At 39.9% G+C, this 19,506-nt stretch carries 15 protein-coding genes; 5 read left to right on the top strand and 10 right to left on the bottom strand.

Annotated elements, in window-relative coordinates; all coding sequences use genetic code 11:
- The first annotated feature begins 131 nt into the window (after positions 1 to 131).
- Together SY85_RS01160 and SY85_RS01155 are read left to right on the top strand one after the other, a co-directional pair.
- The gene (locus SY85_RS01160) at positions 132 to 578 is read left to right on the top strand and encodes an Hsp20/alpha crystallin family protein (RefSeq protein ID WP_066409202.1); all 447 of its coding nucleotides are present in this window, start codon (positions 132 to 134) and stop codon (positions 576 to 578) included.
- A gap of 127 nt (positions 579 to 705) precedes the next feature.
- A complete protein-coding gene (locus SY85_RS01155; RefSeq protein ID WP_066409200.1) occupies positions 706 to 1,977 on the top strand; it encodes a hypothetical protein in 1,272 nt (423 codons plus the stop codon).
- Between the two features lie 186 nt (positions 1,978 to 2,163).
- Here the strand turns inward: SY85_RS01155 and SY85_RS01150 are convergent, their stop codons facing one another.
- The 7 genes from SY85_RS01150 to thrS form a co-directional block, all read right to left on the bottom strand.
- Positions 2,164 to 2,616: a nuclear transport factor 2 family protein gene (locus tag SY85_RS01150; protein ID WP_066401393.1), complete on the bottom strand. Its 453-nt coding sequence runs from the start codon at positions 2,614 to 2,616 to the stop codon at positions 2,164 to 2,166.
- 66 nt (positions 2,617 to 2,682) lie between these two features.
- Positions 2,683 to 4,083: a type III PLP-dependent enzyme domain-containing protein gene (locus SY85_RS01145; protein WP_066401392.1), complete on the bottom strand. Its 1,401-nt coding sequence runs from the start codon at positions 4,081 to 4,083 to the stop codon at positions 2,683 to 2,685.
- A 129-nt stretch (positions 4,084 to 4,212) separates the two neighbouring features.
- On the bottom strand, positions 4,213 to 4,557 hold the full coding sequence (rplT, locus tag SY85_RS01140) for a 50S ribosomal protein L20 (protein WP_066401391.1): 345 nt from the start codon (positions 4,555 to 4,557) through the stop codon (positions 4,213 to 4,215).
- A gap of 95 nt (positions 4,558 to 4,652) precedes the next feature.
- Entirely contained in the window at positions 4,653 to 4,850 is a 198-nt protein-coding gene (gene rpmI / locus SY85_RS01135; RefSeq protein WP_066401390.1) for a 50S ribosomal protein L35, read from the bottom strand.
- 512 nt (positions 4,851 to 5,362) lie between these two features.
- Positions 5,363 to 5,710, bottom strand: coding sequence for an MmcQ/YjbR family DNA-binding protein (locus SY85_RS01130; protein ID WP_066401389.1), 348 nt, complete (start codon positions 5,708 to 5,710; stop codon positions 5,363 to 5,365).
- Positions 5,711 to 5,769: 59 nt separating this feature from the next.
- Entirely contained in the window at positions 5,770 to 6,369 is a 600-nt protein-coding gene (gene infC / locus SY85_RS01125; protein ID WP_066401388.1) for a translation initiation factor IF-3, read from the bottom strand.
- Positions 6,370 to 6,491: 122 nt separating this feature from the next.
- Positions 6,492 to 8,435, bottom strand: a complete 1,944-nt coding sequence (gene thrS, locus SY85_RS01120; RefSeq protein WP_066401387.1) for a threonine--tRNA ligase — start codon at positions 8,433 to 8,435, stop codon at positions 6,492 to 6,494.
- 80 nt (positions 8,436 to 8,515) lie between these two features.
- Between thrS and SY85_RS01115 the strand changes: the two genes are divergently transcribed.
- Complete coding sequence (locus tag SY85_RS01115) at positions 8,516 to 9,652, top strand: hypothetical protein (protein WP_066401386.1); 1,137 nt, start codon at positions 8,516 to 8,518, stop codon at positions 9,650 to 9,652.
- A 53-nt stretch (positions 9,653 to 9,705) separates the two neighbouring features.
- Positions 9,706 to 10,509 (top strand): hypothetical protein, encoded by an 804-nt coding sequence (locus tag SY85_RS01110; protein ID WP_066401385.1) that lies wholly within the window; start codon positions 9,706 to 9,708, stop codon positions 10,507 to 10,509.
- A 79-nt stretch (positions 10,510 to 10,588) separates the two neighbouring features.
- Here the strand turns inward: SY85_RS01110 and SY85_RS01105 are convergent, their stop codons facing one another.
- From SY85_RS01105 to SY85_RS01095, 3 genes are all read right to left on the bottom strand, one after another.
- Positions 10,589 to 12,559, bottom strand: coding sequence for a delta-60 repeat domain-containing protein (locus SY85_RS01105; RefSeq protein ID WP_066401384.1), 1,971 nt, complete (start codon positions 12,557 to 12,559; stop codon positions 10,589 to 10,591).
- 281 nt (positions 12,560 to 12,840) lie between these two features.
- On the bottom strand, positions 12,841 to 15,192 hold the full coding sequence (locus SY85_RS01100) for a TonB-dependent receptor (RefSeq protein ID WP_066401383.1): 2,352 nt from the start codon (positions 15,190 to 15,192) through the stop codon (positions 12,841 to 12,843).
- 3 nt (positions 15,193 to 15,195) lie between these two features.
- Complete coding sequence (locus tag SY85_RS01095; protein WP_066401382.1) at positions 15,196 to 15,816, bottom strand: DUF3347 domain-containing protein; 621 nt, start codon at positions 15,814 to 15,816, stop codon at positions 15,196 to 15,198.
- 429 nt (positions 15,817 to 16,245) lie between these two features.
- Between SY85_RS01095 and SY85_RS01090 the strand changes: the two genes are divergently transcribed.
- On the top strand, positions 16,246 to 19,500 hold the full coding sequence (locus SY85_RS01090; protein WP_066401381.1) for a SusC/RagA family TonB-linked outer membrane protein: 3,255 nt from the start codon (positions 16,246 to 16,248) through the stop codon (positions 19,498 to 19,500).
- Positions 19,501 to 19,506 lie beyond the last annotated feature (6 nt).

The raw sequence follows: 19,506 nt of genomic DNA, 5'->3' as shown, positions 1-19,506 counted from the left end.
TGATTGTTAAGAAATTATGTCATGCTCAATGTTTAAACAGTGACGTAATGGCATAAAAATACCTGATGGTATGCCGTTTGGGATTAAGAAAGAAACAATTATTGATTATTAACCCTAAAAGCTTGATAACTATGACACTTGTAAAATTTAAAAATCAACAAATGGATAACTCTTTTAACAATTTGATGAATAACTTTTTTACTCCTTTTACGTCTTTATATAGAGATGATGTTCAGACATCAAATTTCAAACACTTCGCTCCGGCAAACGTTAAAGAGGTAGAAAACGGATTTGCTTTAGAACTGGTAGTACCCGGCTTCAACAAAGAGGATTTTAAGATTGATGTAGATCAAAACATTCTTACCGTTTCTGCCGAAGTGAAAAAAGAAGCAGAACAAGAGAAAGAGAAACATATTAGAAGAGAATACCAGTTTCAATCTTTCAAACGCTCTTTTACAGTAGATAAAACCATCGACACAGAAGCTATAGCAGCACAATATGTTAATGGCGTATTGACATTAAACCTTCCCAAGAAGGCTGAAGTCAAACCTCAAACAAAACAAATCGCCGTTCAGTAATTGAACGTATATAATAATAAAGATTTTCTCATAAGCAGTTGGTTTTGGTTTATCACCCCTCGTTTCCACGAGGGGTTTGTTTTTTTAAATAAGTAATATTGCATTTCTTTTATAGATGAGAATGCCCATGAAGAAGTCATTAATCTGTCTCTTATTGATCTTAGGTAGCCTTGTTAGTTTTTGTCAATATTCTGACACAGTAACGACTTTAAAAACGGATACAAGCTATAATTCGGTATTTCATCCCGATTCGGCATTGCGTATCATTGACCTAAATCCTTACTTTACGTTGCATGTTGACTCATCAATGAATTATCAACTGCAGATCAATAAAAACCCCTCAAATTATTTCTGGTACCTTAAAAATGCGCCAGTAGGTCTACGCATCAATAAAGACAATGGTATTTTATCTTTTAGAGCGGATAAAGCCTACTTTCTATCTGGCAAGCTGAAATACGATGTCAACTACAAAATAATTGTTGGTGTTCAAAACTTAAATGACCCAACAGAAAAAATAGATACCAGCTTTTCTCTTGTATTCTATAGTACAGAGATCATCCCTTCACGCGTTAAACCCGCCATCAATGGTAGCTTCTTAATTGATGAAGGTGAATCAGTTAAATTCTCTGTTTTTTGCGAAACGGGTAGCTTCCCTATCGAGTCTATTATAACATCCGTTAGTGATCCCATAAATAACTATACAAGTGTACAGAAATGCGGAGATCAATTCAGCTGGACACCTGGCTATGATTTTGCCAGAGAAACAGACCCAAACAAACAACGGGAGATCATAGTTCAGTTTATCGGCAGTACAAAATTCCAAAATAGAGATACTGCAAATGTGCGCATCATCGTACGCAATGCATTAGACTACCCAATGGCAATAGAAGAGCACAAGCAGACATCTAAAAATATAGAGCGGTATGTTCTGCAATTGAAGTATACATTCTTACAATTGGACAAGCGCTTAAAAAGAACCAAAAACTACCGGACTAGCTTTGATCTTACTTCAGCCTCAACATCGCTAACAGGTACTGTATTATCTACTTCAGCAAGTAAAACCGATCAACGAAACGGTAAAATTTTACCAAGCGTTGGTCTAGCCTTAGTGCCCATTAAAGAAGCTTCGGTACCCAATAAGGCCGTAGATCAAAATCAGGCCTCCCTGATCCGTACTTCTATTAAACGATTGGAGTATGTTCTTTTTGACAACCAATTACTCGGCTCAAAGGATCCTGATATCATAAAGAAAGTTACCAAACTGAAAGAAGAATTGAAACAAATTCAAATTCAGCTGATCGATGTACCCGTAGAACTCACAAACAACTTTACTGAAGAAGAATTAAACCGGTATTTCAATAGTCCTAAAGTGACCAAAAAATACCGGTTAAAAAGTTAGCAATAGCAAGATACTTGCTTCAATTTGTGGCCTATTATCCTACTACCTTATGAAACGGCTAGCAGGATAATAGGCCATTTGGTTTTTGGAATTTGCGATTTGGAATTTTGTATTATTACTAATCTTCGGATTTCGCTATTTTATTTTTCGAATTTCCTTTACCAGACTATTCAATTTGAAACAACATTACTGCCCTTCACAGCCTTGCTTTCTGCGCGTATCAATAATATATTGAATCTTCCATTGACCATTCAAGCGTACTAATTGAAAGGAGTTAACACCACAATGACTAAAGGCTGAATTATAATAAAATTGGTAAGGTGTCCAAACACTCGCCAGATCGGCATCTATTTTTATAGCATCATACTTTATTCGTTCATCTAGCGCTCCTTCTTTAGCTTTTGCAACGGAGACAATGAACTCTTCAATATTCTCAGATCTAACTATCATTTGCCCTTCTTTATTTTTCGCAATGGTTTGCAGTTGTGCATTTGGAGCAAAGGAAGAGCGCATTAATGCAGTATCCGCTTTGCGCATACCATCAAAGAGAGCCTGAATGGGTGTTTTTACATTTTCTTCCTCTTTTTGAGCATTAGCAGTTAGACTTCCCAGTAATATCAGGACAAAAAAATACTTCATGTTCTTTTTCTTTAAAAATAAGAACATGAAGTATTCCTAAATATCAAATTACATCAGCGGTAAAGCCTACTTAATATAACCTAAAATCTTCAGCATGCTCTGAGCAGTTTGCTCTTTCGCATATACCCAATCCACCAGCTTACCATTTTTGTCGTGCTCAATGATAATGTGCTTTGGAGAAGGAATTAAGCAGTGCTTGATTCCACCATAACCACTGATCTGATCCTGGTAAGCACCAGTATGGAAAAATCCGACATACAACGGCTCCTCACCGTTAGCCTTTGGCAAGAATACTTCATTAATGTGCTCTTCCGAATCATAATAATCATGGCTATCGCAGGTAATACCCCCTAGCACTACCCGTTGTGGTTCCTGATCCCACTTATTAATTGGTAACATCAGGAAGCGCTCTCCGATACCCCAGGTATCCGGTAAAGTGGTTATGAAAGAAGAGTCTATCATATACCAGATTTCTCTGTCGTTTTGCGTTTTCTGACCTATAACGCTATAGATATGAGCCATACTCTCACCTACTGTATAGGAACCAAACTCTGTAAAGATGTTCGGCATTGGCACCTTTGCCTTTTTACAAGCAGCTTTAATGTTTCCAACAATCTCATTGATCATGAATTGATAATCATATTCAAAGCCTAATGAGTGCTTGATTGGAAAACCACCACCAATGTTCAAAGAATCCAGCTCAGGGCAGATCTTTTTTAACTGGCAATAAAGGTTAATGATCTTGTTTAACTCTGACCAGTAATAAATATCATCCTTGATACCCTTGTTCAGGAAAATATGAAGCATCTTCAACTGGAACTTATCCTCATACCCTTCAATATTATCTACATAAAACTCCAGGATATCCTTTGCGCGTATACCTAAGCGAGAGGTGTAGAATGGAAACGTTGGCTCCTCCTCTGCTGCTACTCTGATTCCAAGCTTGAATGGCCCTTTAACAGCTCTTTTATAGGCATTCAACTCCTCCTTATTATCAAGAACGGGGATAACATTTTTAAAGCCGCTATTGATCAATTGTGCAATACGGCGCGTATATCCTTTTTGCTTATAACCGTTACAAATAATAAAGATGTCCTTTGTGATCTTACGCTTTTCGTAAAGCTTTTTGATGATCTCAATATCATATGCATAAGACGTCTCCAAATGAATCCCATGCTTTAAAGCTTCCTCTACCACAAAAGAGAAGTGAGAACTCTTCGTACAATAGCAGTAATTATACTGGCCCTCGTACTTGTGCTTTTTAATAGCGTTGGCAAACATCTGCTTAGCCTTATTGATCTGCATCCCTATTTTCGGCAAATAGGAAATCTTCATTGGGGTTCCATACTTGTCAATGAGTGCTTTGATGTCAAGGCCATTGAAATGAAGAGAGTTATCTTTAACCAGGAGCCCTTCTTGGGGAAAGTTGAAGGTTTGCTCAACGAGACCAAGGTATGTATTGTTCATCTAACGGTAAATGGATTGTTCAGTGAACAAGATTGTTATTTTAAACAAAAGTATATGTTACTCATTATAAAAAACAAAACCGGGTGCAAAAACTGCACCCGGTTTTAAAATCTGTTTATAGCATGTTAATTACTTAACCTGGCCAACCAGAGCTTTGAAAGACTCAGGGTTATTCATCGCTAAGTCAGCTAACACTTTACGATCTAACGTGATGCCTTTTGTATTCAGCAAGTTGATGAATTGAGAATAAGTCAAACCTTCTTCACGAACAGCCGCATTAATACGGGCAATCCACAGACGACGGTATTCTCTCTTCTTCAGTTTACGACCTACATAGCTGTAAGTCATACCTTTTTCTACAACGTTTTTGGCAACGGTATATACGTTTTTACGTTTGCCATAAAAGCCTTTGGCTTGTTTTAATATTCTTTTTCTGCGTGCTCTAGAAGCTACAGCGTTAACGGAACGTGGCATATCTAAATAAGTTTAAAGTTGATTAATTAAAGTTTAAAGAACAAGGTCTAGGTACGAAGCAACAAGGTTTTATATTCTTGTGCCTTGTATCTTGATTACTTGAGTCTTAACAAACGCATTACAAAATCTTTGTGAGATTGTGAAACAACGCCGTCTTTAGCTAAAGCACGTTTACGCTTTTTAGATTTTTTAGTCAGGATGTGACGCTTGAAAGAACGTTGGTGAGTGATCTTTCCAGTTGCTGTTACTTTAAAACGCTTTTTAGCACTGGAGTTCGTTTTAACCTTTGGCATTTCAAAATGCGATTAATAATTACACCCTTGAGGCGCTCCTCACTGGAGGAAACTTTTGGGGCCTCTTCAGGCAATATCCCCTCATCCGCCACCAAAGTCTTGGATTTGGGAGCGCAAAAGTAAGAAAAAGCATCCATATTAAAAAAGGAACAAAACATCTTCGGGCTACTTTACCAAGCAATGCCGTTAATGTATTATTAATACTTACCCTTAGTCTCACTCTCAAACACCAAATCCCAATAGCTAAATTCCCAATCTTCCGTTCCCCAATCCAAAACTACCACCCCAATTCCCCTAATCTGTTGCCCACTTATAGGGGAGTTACAGAGGAGTTATAGGGGAGTTACAGAGGATATCCTCCTCTACTCCTTCACTCTACCTCCTATATCCATTCACTACAGGTCCATTACAGCGGCTCTCATCACTCATTACTCACCATTCACCACTCATCACTCACCATTGACCTCCTCCTTGTCAACTTATCAACTTGTTAACCTGTCAACCATCATCAGCTAATCTATCCCCAACTCCCCCCTTAGCTTCCTGGTTAGTTTGGCTTTTACTAGCCCATAGCTTTGTTTAATGTAAGCCTCCCAATCACTCTTATGCAATACAGATGGCTGGGTTACCAGTACCCATTTAGCCCTGGCCATGTAGGGGGCTGGCTGAAAGCCTTGCCGGGTGCTTAACTCTTCAAATTCCTCATCCGGCACTTTAAAGGAGCATTTAAATGGAGGTTCCAGACTTGCTACACAAAACATTTTATCACCGACAGAGAAAACCAAGTCATTATCCCACTTAACACCCTCATTTACAGCAGGTAATGTAAGGCAAATAGAACGCAGTTGGTCAATATTCATTGGCCAAAAATAAAAAATCCGCAGCTTGATGGCTGCGGATTCATATTCAGAATAAAAAATTAAGCTTGTGCTTTTTCAGTTTTCTTCTTAGTGGTTTTTGGCGTAAAGATGGCCAACATACGCTTACCTTCCAGTTTAGGCATGCTTTCCAATGAACCGAAATCGGCAAGACGCTCAGCAAACTTCAACAACAACAGCTCTCCTCTGTCTTTAAATTGAATAGCACGGCCCTTGAACTGCACATAGGCCTTCACCTTATTGCCTTCTTTTAAGAAAGCTTCGGCGTGTTTTGCTTTGAAGTCAAAGTCATGGTCATCGGTGTTAGGCGTAAAACGGATCTCTTTCATTTCCGTTGTTTTGGCCTTCGCCTTCATTTCCTTTTCCTTCTTCTTTTTGTCGTACAGGAACTTATTATAGTCAATGACCCTACAAACTGGTGGGTCTGCTTGTGGGGAAATTTCAACCAAATCCAGTTCTTGCTCCTGGGCTATTTTCATAGCATCTTGAGTAGAATAAATTCCAACAGTTACGTTGTCACCCACTAATCGAACCTGCGGGACACGGATGTGATGATTGATACGATGTTCTGCTTCTTTACGGGGAGCAAATCTTCCTTTAAAGCCACCTTTGTTAATTCCACCTCTGTTTGGTAATGCCATTTACGTTTTTTAAGTTAATAATTATAAATCTGACGACACAAAACTATTGGCTTAGCCTGTGCGTTTCTATGTAAAAATAAGTTTTTGGTAAAATAATAAATCTGATGCCAGATATACAAGGCTTACTCACCTTTTCTTTCTTTTACTTCTTCCACAATTTCAGCAACAAACTCATCTACCAATTTCGCGCCTAAATCACCCTTACCCTGTCTGCGTATGGCTACTTTTCCTTCATTCATTTCTTTTTCACCAATTACCAGCATGTAAGGCACCTTCAGTAATTCCGTATCGCGGATCTTTTTACCGATCTTTTCGTTACGGTCATCAATCTCTACACGAATATCTGCTTTTTTCAATTTCTTTAAAACCTCTTTCGCATAATCCATGAATTTATCTGAGATCGGAAGGATTTTTACCTGCTGTGGCGCCAACCAGGTAGGGAACTTACCAGCATAATGCTCCAGTAGGAAGCCAATGAACCGTTCGTGCGTACCCAGTGGTGCACGGTGGATGATCAATGGCGTTTCTGCCTGGTTATCCTGAGAGGTATACTCCAGCTTAAAGCTACGACCTTGAGAGAAATCCACTTGGTTAGTTGCCAAAGTAAACTCTCTTCCAATCACGCTATAGATCTGAACGTCAATCTTTGGACCGTAGAAGGCAGCTTCATCCTGTACTTCTACATAAGGAATATTAGACTCAATCAATACGTTCCTTACCATAGCTTCGGTCTCTTTCCAAAGCTCCGGCTCATTCACATACTTAATCCCCAGCTTTTCAGGTGAGTGCAATGAAAGGCGCATCACATATTTTTCAATACCAAAGATCTTAAAGTACTTCTGGTACATTTCATTCACAGCGCGAAACTCGTCAAAGAACTGCTCTTTAGTACAATAAATATGGGCATCGTTCATATGCAGGCAACGTACCCGCATTAAACCAAATAACTCCCCGCTTTGCTCATAACGGTACACAGTACCATATTCAGCTATGCGGTAAGGAAGATCGCGATAGCTCTTAGGTTCAGCCGCAAATATCTTATGGTGGTGTGGACAGTTCATGGATTTGAGATAATACTTTTCCCCTTCCATTTCCATGGGGGGGTACATACTATCTGCATAATAAGGCAAGTGACCGCTGGTCAGGTACATGCTTTCTTTGGCAATGTGGGGCGTCACTACTCTTTTATATCCACCTTCAGATTCAGTTTCCTTAGCCAGCTTTTCCAGCTCCTCAATGATAACCGTTCCGTTTGGCAACCACATGATCAATCCTTGGCCTACATCATCATCCATGGTGTAGATGCTCAACTCTTTACCCAGCTTACGGTGGTCACGCTTCTTAGCCTCTTCAAGCAATTGTAGGTATTCATCCAGCTGCTTTTGAGTTGGGAAGGTTACTCCATAAATACGGGTTAACTGCTTGTTCTTTTCATCGCCTTTCCAATAAGCACCAGCAATATTGGTCAGTTTAACAGCTTTAATAAAGCCTGTATGCGGAATATGGGGCCCGCGACATAGGTCGGTAAAAGCACCCTGTGTGTAAAACGTAATCTCGCCATCAGTCAGGCCTTGAAGCAGGTCTAACTTGTACTCATCACCCTTTTCAGTAAAATAGTTTACAGCCTCCGCCTTTGGCATAGGCTTGCGGATGTAGGGGTTATTTTGCTTGGCCAGCTCAGCCATTTTGGTTTCTAGCTTACGCAGATCGTCCTCCGAAATGGAACGACCGCCAAGGTCAACATCATAATAAAAACCATTGTCAACTGGTGGACCTACCCAAAACTTAACGCCAGGAAATAGGCTTTCAATAGCCTCTGCCATCAAATGCGCAGAAGAGTGCCAGAAGGTAGACTTACCGCCAGCGTCATCCCACGACAGAAACTTTACCGTCGTGTCTTTTGTAATTGGTCTGGTAAGGTCCCATACTTCCCCGGCTACATCAGCCGCTAATATTTTCCTGGCCAAACCCTCTGAAATAGATTTAGCAATGTCCAAAGCCGTAATTCCAGATGCATACTGTCGTACAGCACCATCAGGAAATGTTATATTTATTTGTTGATCCATAAAATGAGTGGCAAAATTAACAAACTCTTGCTAGAGTAAGATTAAAGTTCGGATTGTTAATATTTTAATTTCACACCGACATGAACCGATCATTCCGACAAGTCCTGTTAGCATTTACGTTCCTGTTCCTTTTTTGTACTGCCAAAGCTCAGAATATTACTGGCATTTGGCGCGGCTATTTTATTACTGATTTCTCTGACCAATACAAGTTTGAACTCCAAATCATTCAAAACAAAACAAACCGCGTTACTGGTGTTTCTTACTCATATTTAGATACCCGCTTTTATGGGAAAGCTTCCTTAACGGGTTATTTTACCAATTCCTCCCAAAAAGCCTTGATCCAGGAGACAAAAACGGTAGAGGTACGCATGTCTGCAGGTTCTGTTGCCTGCATCATGAAGTGTAATTTCACCTATGTAAAATCAGGAAACGAAGAGTTTCTTGAAGGAGAATACACTAGTACCTATGAAAAAACCAGTACTGCTGAAGGTATTAAAAAGGGCGGAAACTGCGGCGGCGGCCGTATTTTCTTGCGAAAAGTACCCACTTCCGATTTTTATATTGAACCTTTCTTAAGAGACAATCCGGTTGTAAAAACACCCCCAGCTACAAAACCGCCTGCAACCAATCCTCCAGTAGCAAAAAGTAAAACGCCTCCGGCTAAAACAAGCCCAACTAAAACACCGCCTGCTAAAAATCCACCAGCAGTAGCCAAAAAAACTACCCCGGCTAAAACCCCGGATCAAAAAACAACAGTCACCAAGCCCAAGACTACTGAGATTGAGCAACCAAAGACCGAAATTACCAAAACGGAGGCACCCAAAACAATTGATGCTCCCAAGGTTACTATTCCTGTTCAAACGCGGGCTCGTACAAACGAACTGACCAAAACGCTAACGGTTACCAATGAAGAAATTACAGTTAAACTGTATGACAATGGAGAAATAGATGGCGATACCATATCTGTTTATCTGGATAACAAACCCATTTTAAGCAACAAGCTACTGACAGCTGCCCCAATAACTATTCAATTAAAAATGGATGAGTCGAATCCGGAGCATGTGTTAATTATGGTGGCTGAAAATATGGGACGCATCCCACCCAATACATCATTGATGATAGTACAGGATGGAGAAACACGTCACGAAGTACGTATTACTTCTACAGAACAGAAAAATGCGATGGTACGATTCCGTTATCAGAAATCCACTCCATAAACCGTTCATCGAAAATTTCAATCAAACTTAGTTAATAGCATTATTTTCCATAAGTGAAAAGACTCATATTCCTCTCCTATTGCCTTATTATTAGCTGTATTCTATCCTATGGACAGGATTTGAATGGCATCTGGAAAGGAACGTTAACACAACAAGCCGGTGGGTGTTTTCCCGTTTATTTTATCGAAGTACAACTTAGTATCAATGGCGATAGCGTACATGGCGCAACCTACCACTATTCCGATATTACGAATTATGTAAAGAAAAAATTTACCGGCCATTATATTCAGTCTTACAAGAAGTTGGTAATGAATGAAGGCCCTGTTCAAACGTTTAAAATACCAGCTGACTGCACACCCTGTATTAAAAACTATGAGCTTTGGTATAGCGCAAGCGGCGACAAAGAAACACTAACCGGCCAATGGAACGGTAAGGTTATGAACACCAACCTCGATTGTCAGCCTGGCCAATTAGTACTAACACGAGTAAAAGAATCTGCCTTTAAAGAGGTCCCTGAAATAGAGGTTGACACCGGTACCATCCGGTTAGATTTTTACGACAATGGAGAAATCGATGATGACACGATCTCTGTTTATGTAAACAAAAAAATGATTCTCTCCAATCAAAGACTCAGTGCCAAAGCAGCTACCACTTTTATTAAGATCGATTTACAAAATACCTTTCAGGAAATTGAAATGGTGGCCGAAAACATGGGGCGCATTCCACCTAACACAGCATTATTGATCGTTACAGCAGGAACAAAACGCTACAACTTGTATTTAACATCAACCAACCAAAAGAATGCAATGGTTCGCTTTATTTATTCGCCGCCACCACCAAACGCCCAACCCTTATAATCAAAGAATAAAAGCCCTTTTCAGGGCTTTTATTCTTTGTTAGATGAAGTAATTGTAAGACACTGAAACGCTCACACAATTATTTAAATAAGACCTTCTTCAATACTTCACCACTACTATCCTTTAAAATGACCAGGCAGTTTTTCATTGACTGGGTTGACCATATGGTTTCATTAATGGTTTTATTCTTCATTAATAAAGACTTGGTCAATAATCTTTGTCCACTACCATTAAGCACGTAAAGATTATACGTTTGGTTTGAGCTATCATTTGATGAAATACTAATATCGATTACAAACTCCTTCAAAGCAAGATTTGTGGAGACTCCATTAAGCATATTCACTGTAACAACCCCAGTATACTCAATAGTTGTAGAAGCGCTACTTACATTATTGCCCGCTGTTACTACTATCCGGTAATGAACTTTTCCTGTATGACTCAGGGCATCATCATAGGACAAAGCAGCATCTGCATTCGTGTTGTAAAAAGACGCGATCTTTTGGAAGCTTTGTCCATCAAAGGAGCGTTCAACTGTATATGTTGTTTGAGTTTGCAAAGCATTCCATGTCAGCTTGTTTTTAGAAGCATTGATTTTAACGACCTTGAAGTTGGAAATTGTTTTCGCCAATGGAGTGGGCGTAGGTGTTGGAGGATCTCCCCCACCGCCTGATGAAGATAAATCTGGCGATGAAGGAACTATAGTAAAACGTGCTGCATACTGTTGTGTTCCTACATCATCATATTTATTAAATGTACCTACTGCCAAAAGATGCGCTTCAGATTTATAAGTACCATTTGACTTCCAATCTTGAAATGCAATTGCATACACGCCCCCATCAAAATTTTCAGCATTAAAATCCGTATCCAGTGATCCGTCAGACAATAATCGGGCTATCCTACCCGTTGAAGTACCTACTCCTCCGTAATCTGTAAACAACCCTGCAACCAATATATTGTCCCTTGAATCAACAAGTATATCACGTACTTCGGCATTAAACCCTCTGGTCAACCAGGTGCCTGCTATAGCATCATAATTGAATGTATTATCTAATTTCCCATTAACATTCAAACGGGCAATTCTTGTCCGGAATATTTGTTTGGTTACACCAAGACTTTTATTGTACTCAATGTAATAGTCAAACAATCCTCCTATTAAAATTTTTCCATCGGGTTGTACAGTCACAGCCGTAACATGGTTCGATGGCCCAGTTCCTAAATAACCATCATTCTTCCATGTTACATCAAATGATCCATCTCTGTTTAAACGAGCTACTCTTCTGGCAAGATAGGTGTCAACCCTTCCAAACTCACCTGCAATAACAATTTTTCCGTCTGGTGCTAATGCCATATCTGTCACCCCCTCACCAGTCCAATCTTCGCTGGTAGAAGTAACTTTTGCATCTTTAAATAAACTTCCGTTTTCGTTTACAATTAATACGCCGCCTTTATTGTTTCCGATTGTTGTACCATTATATGAACCCAAAACCCCTCCTATCACTATTTGTTTCTCCGGATCCAATACCAGGATCTTAGTTACCTTTCCAAAGGCGCCACCATCCCTGGTACCCCCACCCGACGGATTAAAGGTTAGATCTAAACTTCCATTGGTGTTCAAGCGGGCTATATTAGTGAAAGTTTTACCAGATGAATTAATGGAAAACTCACCACCAATTAGCGTTTTTCCATCCCAAGGCTGCACAGCAATAGTATAGATTCCGCCACCAGCACCACCCCAATAACTGTTGAGCGTAGGCGCAGTAAAACTGTTATCAACCGAACCATCTGGATTCAATCGTACAATTTTACCGGGCACTGAAGTTCCTGGAGGCACACCATAGATATTAAAAAAACCGCCCACCAATATTTTTCCTTTATTAGTGGCGTCATTCAATACTTCTACAGCATATGTAGTCCCATTTGTAGTAGTGATATTGCTATTAAAACCAAAATCACGAATGAGGTTGTCTTGCGAATACCCAGTAAAGGGATAGACAATTAGAAGGAAAGCAATACTTATGAAAATTGATGGAAAGTAGAATTTCTCTTTCATATAAGCACGGCATGTTTTGATTGCAACAAATGTATAGGCCTACCTTTCAGTGGTGCAACATCTAATGCCGAATTCGTTAACTTTTCTTTTGCTTATATATCAATCTACATAATTTAACATAAGTACTAATACCTACCCTAAAATCGTAGTAAATATTTATTACATGTATTATAAATATAATATAACGGTAACGAACATACACCTCATGTAATAAAAAGCACAACTCATACAAAAATCCAACACAACAGCATGTTCGCTTTTATTACATTGAGAGATTCCTTTTAAAACTTAAAGTTCCAGGTAACAGATGGTAGAATTGGAAATAAAGAAACTTGCCTTGCCTCAATTTTTAGATCGCCGTTAATGATACTACCATCTTGATCAAAATAAACAAAGTAAGGATTAAGACGGCTGTAAACATTATAGATACCAAAGACCCAGGAGCTTTGAAATCGTTTCTTATTAAAAGGTCTGGGTGTATATGTAGCGGAAATATCTAAACGATGATAAGGGGCCAGCCGGTATTGATTGATTTTGCTGTATTCTTGCGTAAGTACGCCTTCTACAAAATAAAATCGAACAGGCAATGAAGTGGCATTACCAGTTCCATATACAAAGACACTACCCAACTTCCATTTTGGACTAAGTTCATAGTTACCGACAATAGATAAGTCATGGCGACGGTCATATTTTGCAGGAAATTTCTCACCTCCATTCAACTGATCAAACTTTCGCCAGGTCCACGATAAGGTATAACCGATCCAACCGGTAAGACGCCCCCTTACCTTATTGATAAACAACTCAGATCCATAGCTCCAGCCCCTTCCGAACACAAAGTCTACTTCAGGATCTTTTAAGGCAGGCGTATACCCTTCCTTATACTCAATCTGGTTCCTCATGTCTTTATAATAGACTTCTAAAGAGGTTTCAAATTGATTGTTATTAAAGTTCTTAAATATACCGGCTGAATATTGCCAACATGTTTGTGGCTTTACCATAAACGTACTAGGTACCCAAAGATCAGTTGGTAATGTGGTGCCGGAATTACTAACCAAGTGCGTGAACTGTAAGTTACGGGTAATGGCCGCCTTTAGAGAAGTCGACTCGTCTAATGTATACCTTATTGTAAATCTTGGCTCAAAGCCACTGTAGTTTTTAATGGTTTGAAACGATGAATAATAGATACTATCGAGCTTGTTTTCATTTTGATCTCTTATATACCTTGTATAAGGCCCTTTTTGTGAAAAAGAACTCCAGCGCAAACCTACATTTACCTTCAGTTTACTAGTAATATCCCAGTCGTCTTGAATGTAGAGTCCATTCTCCAAGGCATACTTGACATCTTCATTGCTTGGATTAAAAACCACTGAATCCTGCCGTCCAGATACTACATTGGGAATAAATTTATGCAAAGTGGATTGCCCCCCAAACCGCACTTTGTGCCTTGCTGCAGGGTAATAATCAAAATCAATCTTTGCGCCACCATCTTTTATTCCAGAGGCTAGGGCTAATTCAAAATTGTTTTGAGCGGCACCAAAAGTGAAATTATAGTCGTTATATACTAATGTAGTATTGGCAAACAATCGACGGTTAAAAATATGGTTCCAGCGAAGTGTAGCGGTTGAATTACCCCAGGGAATGTCGGCACGGAAAGACCGCTGCGCGTTCTTGTAAGCAAACACATCTCTTCCAAAATAACCACTAAGAAACAACCTGTCTTTTTCAGATAGCTGAAAGTTGGCCTTGGTATTAAGGTCATAAAAGAAATAACCTGAACCATAAGCATTGCTCTTTTTACTAACAAAAGGTTTAAGCAAAGCATCTATATAAGTGCGACGTCCGGAAATAATAAACGACGACTTGTTTTTCAGGATCGGCCCTTGTAGCGACAAACGGGAAGAAATAGCACCAATACCACCTTCGCCAGTAAACACTTGACTATTTCCATCTTTCATGGATATATCCAGTACCGATGAAATGCGCCCTCCATACTGGGCTGGCATCCCACCTTTTATTAAGGATACATTTTTAATAGCGTCGGAGTTGAAAATGGAAAAGAAGCCAAATAAATGTCCTGTATTATAAACAATGGCATCATCTAAAAGGATCAGGTTTTGATCTGGCCCACCTCCTCGCACATAAAAGCCAGCGTTCCCCTCTCCCGCATTTCGCACGCCTGGGAGCAACTGTATGGTCTTTAAAATATCTACTTCGCCCATAAAGGCAGGAACGCTTTTGATCTGGCTGATAGATAAGTCAATCTTACCCATTTGGGCATTCTTTACATTAGCGTCTTTTTGTCTGCTATAAACTACTACTTCATTCATAGCAGCAGACTTAGAAGTCAGCAAAAAATCTAATTGCTGGCTAGCCTGTAATGAAAGGGATAGTTGCTTGGCAAAATAGGATACATGAGACGCCATGAGCAAATGAGCGCCAGAATCTAATGTGATAGAATAATAGCCATACTGATTGGTTGTAATCGTTTTTGTCAGACCGCTGACAGCAATAGTAGCGCCAATAATGCTTTCACCACTGGCGCTATCTCTTACATATCCATTGATGGCAAATTTGGTTTGAGACTGTCCAGCAATCGACATCAAACAAAATAGTCCTATCAGTATGGAGCGCATGTGTTATTTTGTTTGAGCCATAAATGCAAGGCTGTCCTTTACTTCGCCGCACTCTAACATCCCCCCTTTATACCTCGGATGGTGTAAGCCCAAATAAGGGTTGCGTATTTCACCTGTCTTGCTCAACCACATGGCGGCTTCTGAATCATTAAAGGCCATTGGACACTCGGCCATATACACTTTACCACCATCATATTTAACAACACGTAATAGGGTATAAAGGTTATCTGAAAATGTATTAAAGGCTCTGCGCTTGCTTGTTATGTCACCTTGACCAGCAATGGTAGCTAAGTCTGTTTTGAAGCCATCCAAGTAAGATGTGGCTGTTTGATAAATAACAGTATCTTTTTTCAGCTCATCAAAAGGAACCTTTTCAATATTGGTTTGCAGGTTTTTGGCCCGATCAGCCAAAAGGGTACTATCCCAATTAACAAAGGTTTCAGATAGAAGATAATAATTGTTTAAAGCAGTATCTACTGCATTTATAAAGTCCCGGCTGTATTTACTTACAGCTACAGGTTGCAGATCAGGGGTTTCATCTTTTGGTTTTTTCTTAGTTTCTAATAACCACCATGCAAGTACGCCAATCAAAGCCAATACAACTAGTAATACAATTTTCTTCATTTAAGTCAGAATTTGGACAAAGTTACGTAGGCTGAACAGCCTACCAAAACACGTGTTGAAGACTGTGCACTTAGTATTAGGAAGTCATATGTTCTAATTGAGAATTTATAGCTGAGGCAAACAACAGAGGAAGTTCGGAAATTCTTTTAGAATAAGAACCGGCAGGATAAGGATGCAAAGAAAAGAAGCTGTTGGTTTGTATTAGACCTCAACCTATTTTCCCCTTTGGCAATCTTCTAAAATGTAATCCAGTAGCGCATCCTAGCCAATAAAATTTTACAATCTTGTAACATTCTTGCAGCATTTATTTTACAATCGGTGTCTACACTTGATCAAAGGCTTTATTTGCTTCCTAATGAAAACCAGTTCAACCCCCTGAAACACAGCGCTAATCCTCCCTTTTTGCTTAACCTTTAAATTAAACGTTTCATGAAAAGATTCACATTAGCGGTCTTTATGCTAATGCTTTTTCATGCATTAGTAATTGCCCAGACAATTACCGTAACGGGTAAAATCACCACAGGAAACGGGGAGGCTGTACCATTTGCTACTGTTACTGTTGCTGGCTCTACTACTGCTGTTCAGGCAGATGCAAACGGTAATTTTACAATTTCAGCACGTCAAGGTGCCCAGTTGGTAGCCTCCGCCACAGGCTTTCAACCTCAAACAATTACCGTAAATGGCAACACTGCCAATTTCAACATTCAAAGAGGTACGGGCCAATTGCAAGAAGTAGTGGTTACTGCGTTTGGACAAAGAAGGAGTAGAAACCAGGTGCCTTATGCAGCACAACAAGTAACTGGAGATGATGTTTCTAAGAACCGCAGCTCCAACTTTATGCAAAACCTCTCAGGCCGGGTCTCTGGTTTGGAAATGCGCCAATCTAACACTTTAGGTGGCTCAACAAACGTAGTACTACGGGGTACAAAAACCATGATTAGTAGTAATCAGGCTTTGTTTGTTATTGATGGTGTTCCTATTAACAACAGCAACCAAAAATCTATAGATCCAGTTACTGGTGTTGCCCAGCAAAGCGTTGGCCGTGGTGGTTATGACTATGGTAGCAATGCTGCAGACGTTAACCCCGATGACATTGAAAGTATCACTGTTTTAAAAGGCGCCGCTGCTACTGCCCTCTATGGCTCTCGTGGTGGCAATGGCGTTATTTTAATAACTACTAAAAAAGGAGTAAGAGGTGTAGGCGTTACAGTAAATTCCAGTATAGGCATAGGCAAGTATGATAAATCTACTTTTCCAACCTATCAACACAGTTATGGCGCCGGATATGGTCCATTCTATGGTCCAAACCAGGATGCCTATTTTGATAAGAGAGATATAAATGGCGATGGTGTGGATGATCTGGTAGCTCCCTTTTATGAAGATGCCTCTTATGGTGCCCCCTTTGATCCCAGTTTACTGGTATACCAATGGCACGCATTTGATCCGAACTCTCCTAATTATGGAAAAGCTACGCCTTGGGTAGCTGCAGCAAATGATCCTTCTACTTTCTTAGAAACAGCCATCTCTTCTAATCAAAGCATTATGGTGGATGGCGCCAATGATAAAGGATCATTTAAGCTTGGATATACACGTACAGATGATAAAGGTATTTTACCTAACAGTCTTGTTACTAAAAACATAGTCAACTTTGGTAGCGTCTATAGCATCGTACCAAAACTAACAGTAGGTGGAAATATCAACTATACGAACACCAACGGTAAAGGTCGTTATGGTACTGGTTATGATGACAAAAACGTAATGACCAACTTCCGTCAATGGTGGGAGATGAACGTGGATATTAAAGAACAAAAAGACGCCTATTTTGCTAATCATGAAAACATTACCTGGAACTGGACAGATGCAGATATACTAACACCAATTTATTGGGATAATCCCTATTTCAGTCGATACGAGAACTATGAAACCGATACCCGAGACCGCTATTTCGGAAATATAAACGTTACGTATAAGCCCCTGGATTGGCTAAGCATATTGGGTAGGGTTTCTCGTGATGCCTTTGATGAACTACAGGAAGAACGACAAGCTGTAGGTAGCGTTACTACATCTTCCTATGTCAAAAGAAATCGAAAAGTAAATGAGACCAACTATGATCTGATCGCCAATTTTGACCGCGACCTAAATACAGATATTAATTTCAAAGGATTAATTGGTACAAACGTCCGCAGAGAACGCAGCCAATTCATATTGAGCTCTACAAACAACGGTCTGATCATTCCAAAGGTCTATGCGCTATCTAATACAACGAACCCAATTACAGCGCCTATTGAATCAGACGCCAGACGCCAGGTATGGGGTAATTTCGCTGGAGTAACCTTTACATGGCGCGATATGGTAACCTTAGATGCCACTATCCGCAATGACCAATCTTCAACACTCCCTAAGGGTAATAATAGTTATTGGTATCCATCAGTTTCTGGTGGCTTTACTTTCTCCAGATTGTTGAGCAATTTCGACTGGCTGAGCTATGGTAAGGTTAGAGCCAACTATGCTGAAGTGGGTAATGATACTGACCCATATGCAACTACCGAAACCTATCAAATTGGTAGTCCATTTGGTTCCAACCCACTAGTATCAGTTACTGGTATCAATGCCAACCCCAATTTGCTTCCAGAAAAAACAAAGAGTTATGAGTTTGGTTTAGAGGCTTCCTTCTTTAAGAATCGCTTAGGCTTTGATGCCACTTACTATAATGCCAAAACGTTTAACCAGATCTATCCGGTTCCTCTATCTACTTCTATCGGTTATAACTCCCGGTGGTTCAACTCTGGTGATGTACGCAACAAAGGCTGGGAAGTTACAATGTTTGGTACACCCATTCAAAAGCACGACTTCTCTTGGAACATTAATTTGAACTGGACACGCAATAGAAACAAGGTAGAATCTTTGTATACCGATCCAAATGATCCTAGCATTAAGATTGACAACGTGGTGTTAGTGCCCAACTTCCAGGGTGGCGTAACACTGAATGCGACTTTAGGACAGCCTTATGGTACTATTCGAGGTACCGATTTTATTTATCACGAAAATGGTCAGCCGATCATTAACCAATCGAATGGACGTCCCATGAGAACCACTTCATCCAATATTGTGATTGGTAATATCAATCCGGATTGGGTAGGTGGTATCAATAATGCCTTGCGTTATAAAAATGCATCGCTGAGCTTCCTGATCGATATGCGGCAAGGTGGTGATGTATACTCCCTCGATAGGTACTATGGTCTGGCTACTGGATTATATCCTGAATCAGCAGGCCTGAATGATTTAGGCAACCCTTCAAGATTACCACTTTCGCAAGGTGGTGGCGTAATTTTACCAGGTGTAGCGCCCGATGGCAAGCCGAACACAGTTCGCGCTGACAATAACCAATTTGGTTTATATGGTTATAGACGCCAACCTAACAAGGCCTTTGTTTACAATGCCAGTTTTGTAAAACTGAGAGAAGTGGTATTAGGTTACTCATTACCTAAATCAGTAATGAGCAAGCTGAATCCATTTAAGAGTATTGATTTTTCATTAATTGGCCGCAACTTATGGATCATTCATAAAGATCTTCCATATGCCGACCCTGAAGAGAATATCAGTGCCGGTAACTTCCAAGGTCTGCAAAGTGGTGCATACCCTTCTGTAAAGACCTATACTTTCAACCTACGTTTTAGATTCTAAAAGCCC

Origin of the sequence: Flavisolibacter tropicus (assembly GCF_001644645.1) — a bacterium.
Taxonomy (GTDB): Bacteria; Bacteroidota; Bacteroidia; order Chitinophagales; family Chitinophagaceae; genus Flavisolibacter; species Flavisolibacter tropicus.
The sequence above is the reverse complement of the archived record's forward strand: the minus strand, read 5'-3'. Positions and strand labels throughout refer to the sequence as shown.